Annotated in this window: 1 protein-coding gene and 2 pseudogenes; all 3 read right to left on the reverse strand. The window is 73.2% G+C overall.

The window, feature by feature from the left end:
* Window positions 1-171 (reverse strand): annotated as a pseudogene (locus tag VR44_RS47060) (SgcJ/EcaC family oxidoreductase); the annotation flags it as partial.
* Between the two features lie 11 nt (window positions 172-182).
* On the reverse strand, window positions 183-1,613 hold the full coding sequence (locus VR44_RS11905) for a 3-hydroxybutyrate oligomer hydrolase family protein (protein ID WP_045947418.1): 1,431 nt from the start codon (window positions 1,611-1,613) through the stop codon (window positions 183-185).
* 197 nt (window positions 1,614-1,810) lie between these two features.
* Window positions 1,811-2,201, reverse strand: a pseudogene (locus tag VR44_RS11910) (VOC family protein).
* Window positions 2,202-2,754 lie beyond the last annotated feature (553 nt).

The raw sequence follows: 2,754 nt of genomic DNA on the forward strand, positions 1-2,754 counted from the left end.
GCCGTGGACAGGCGGCGACGACCCCGGCGTTCTGGCACGCCGTCAGCAGCCGGCGGCCGTCGTCCTGCCGGGACATCACGTACGGCGGGGCGCCCTCGCCTCGTCGAGGCCCGTGAGGACGTTGCCGTGGGCCGTCGTCCAGGTCGCGTCGGCGTGGAAGAGGGCGAGGAACTCCGTTGAGGTCAGGGGGCGAGCCGGCAGTTCGTGAGCGGGTCCTCGCCCGCGGCGGGCCGCGGCACCGTACGGCTCGCCGGCGGTGGCGTGCCGCGGCCGAGCCAGTCCTCCAGGGCCGTCAGCGCGGAGCGGTGACACGGGACGAGGGGACGGAGCCGGTCGGGGAAGGCGTCGAACAGGGAGTCGACGTGTGTTCCTCCCTCGATCCGGTAGTAGCGCAGGAGACGGCCGCGGCCCGCGTCGTCGACCATGCGCGCGTACACGTCGGAGTCCCGGCCGATCGGCAGGAGGACGTCCAGCGTGCCGTGCAGCGTGATGAGGGGCTTCCCGATCCTGCCCGTGAGCGCGATCTTCGCCACGGCGTCGTGGACGCTCCGGGGCCGAAGGCCGTAGTCGTAGTCCGCGTCGCAGGCAGGGGTGCCCGGCAGGCAGAACGGGGTCCCCGCCTCCTGCGGGCCGTCGTAACCGGGGTCCAGCTCCTCACGGTAGATGCGCTGGGTCACGTCCCAGTAGTACTGGTGGTGGAACGGCCAGAGGAACTCCGAGCCGGCCGGGAACCCGGCCGCGGCCATCTCCCGGCGGGCCTGCTCCGCGCCCGCGCCTCCCGCCGCGTAGCGGGGGTAGGCGGCGAGGGCCGGCGGCAGGAAGGTGAGCAGGTTCGGGCCCTGCTCCCGCCAGAGGGTGCCTTCCCAGTCCACACCGCCGTCGTACAGCTCGGGATGGTTCTCCAGCTGCCAGCGCACCAGGTAGCCGCCGTTGGACATGCCGGTGGCCAGGGTGCGGGAGGGCGGCCGCAGGTAGCGCTGGGCGACGACGGCACGGGCCGCACGGGTGAGCTGGGTGACCCGCCCGTTCCACTCGGCGATCGCGTCACCCGGTGCCCGGCCGTCGCGGTGGAAGGCGATGCCCGTGTTGCCCTTGTCGGTCGCCGCGAAGGCGTATCCGCGGGCCAGGACCCAGTCGCCGATGGCCCGGTCGTTGGCGTACTGCTCGCGTACCCCCGGGGAGCCGGTGACGACGAGGCCGCCGTTCCACCGGTCCGGCAGCCGGATCACGAACTGGGAGTCGTGGTTCCACCCGTGGTTGGTGTTGCCGGTGGAGGAGTCCGGGAAGTACCCGTCGATCTGGATCCCGGGCACACCGCTCGGCACGCTCAGTCCGGCCGGCGTCAGCCCGGCCCAGTCGGCCCGGTCCGTGTGCCCCGAGGCGACGGTCCCGGCCGTGGTCAGCTCGTCCAGGCAGGACGGGACGCCGAGTTCCGCGCCCGGCACCCGCAGCCGGGACATCCCCGAGCAGTGCCCGTCCGCCGGGGCCGCGCCGCCGTTCCGCTCCGCGGCCGCGGGCACCGCGGCGACCGTCACGAGCACGGCTGCCGCCGCGGCCGCCCTGCGCAGCAGGCCGGGGCGCGGGCCGCGCCGTGGTGGTACTGAAAGGCGCACGGGTACCTCCGGGTGAACGCGGTCCGCCGGGACGTCCGCAACCGTAGGACCCGCCTCCGCCACCCGGGAATGGTGCTACGGCCCACAGGCCCCGAACCGCCCTGTACGCCCGGCCCGTTGCACCGGAACGGCCACCCTGCTACCGCCATCCGAAGAACCGGACGCGTCCACCCCCCAGGCGGTCAGCCCGTGCCGGTTCAGGCCGCGACGATGCAGAAGGGATGCCCGGCCGGATCGGTGAGGACCCGCCACCTGCCCCGATGCGGCTGGTGATCCGGCCTGCCCGCGCCCAACTCCAGCAACCGCGCCTCCGCCCTCCAGCAACCGCGCCTCCGCCTCGTCCAAGTCGCCGACGTCGAAGCAGAAGTGGAGCTGCTGGGGAACGGCCTGGTCGGGCCAGCTCGGCGCCCGGTAGCCGTCGACCCGTTGAAAACCGATGAGGAGTCCGTCCTCACGGTTGAGACCGGCGAAGTCGGCGTCCGACTTCGGGTGCGGTTCAAGGCCGGTGGCCTGCTGGTAGAACGCCGCCAGCGCCAGTGGATCAGCGCAGTCGAGCGTGATCGCACTCAGCTTCATGTGCAGGGTCATGACACCTCCCGGCCCTCCGGGGCCGATCGAAAGACTTTCCCGCCGCACACCCTAAGAGCACACCCCGGGCCTGCCGCTCGTGATCAGCGAGTCCGTCAAGGCCCGGGAGCGTCCCGGCCTCGGCCTGAGCGCCGGCACGAGCCCGGTGTTGTTCCACGGACCTGCCGCCTCCGCCCCCTACGGTGGATCCCGTGGCGGATCGGGCGGCGGACGCGGTGGATACGGCGACGGCGACGGCGCACCTCAAGGAGCGGCTCTACGCGACGATCACCATGATCTCCGTCGTCATCGGGCTCGCGGGCACCGGCCATCCGGACGCCGGCTGGCCGCGCTCGTCGCCGACCAGCAGGCCCACCGCGTCACGCACGGCGCCCTCGCCAGGGGACGGGAACTGCGCGTCATGCTCTTCGTCAGCAGCCCCCTCCTCCTGTCGGCGGTGGGCCCGCTCCTCCTGATCGGCGTCTCGGCACTGGGTGCGATGCAGCTGAGCACGGCGCTGTACACGGCGGCCGCGGTCAACGTCGCCACCCTGTTCGGGTGGGGCTGCTACGCC

It is taken from the genome of Streptomyces katrae, assembly GCF_000966975.1.
Lineage (GTDB): Bacteria > Actinomycetota > Actinomycetes > Streptomycetales > Streptomycetaceae > Streptomyces > Streptomyces katrae.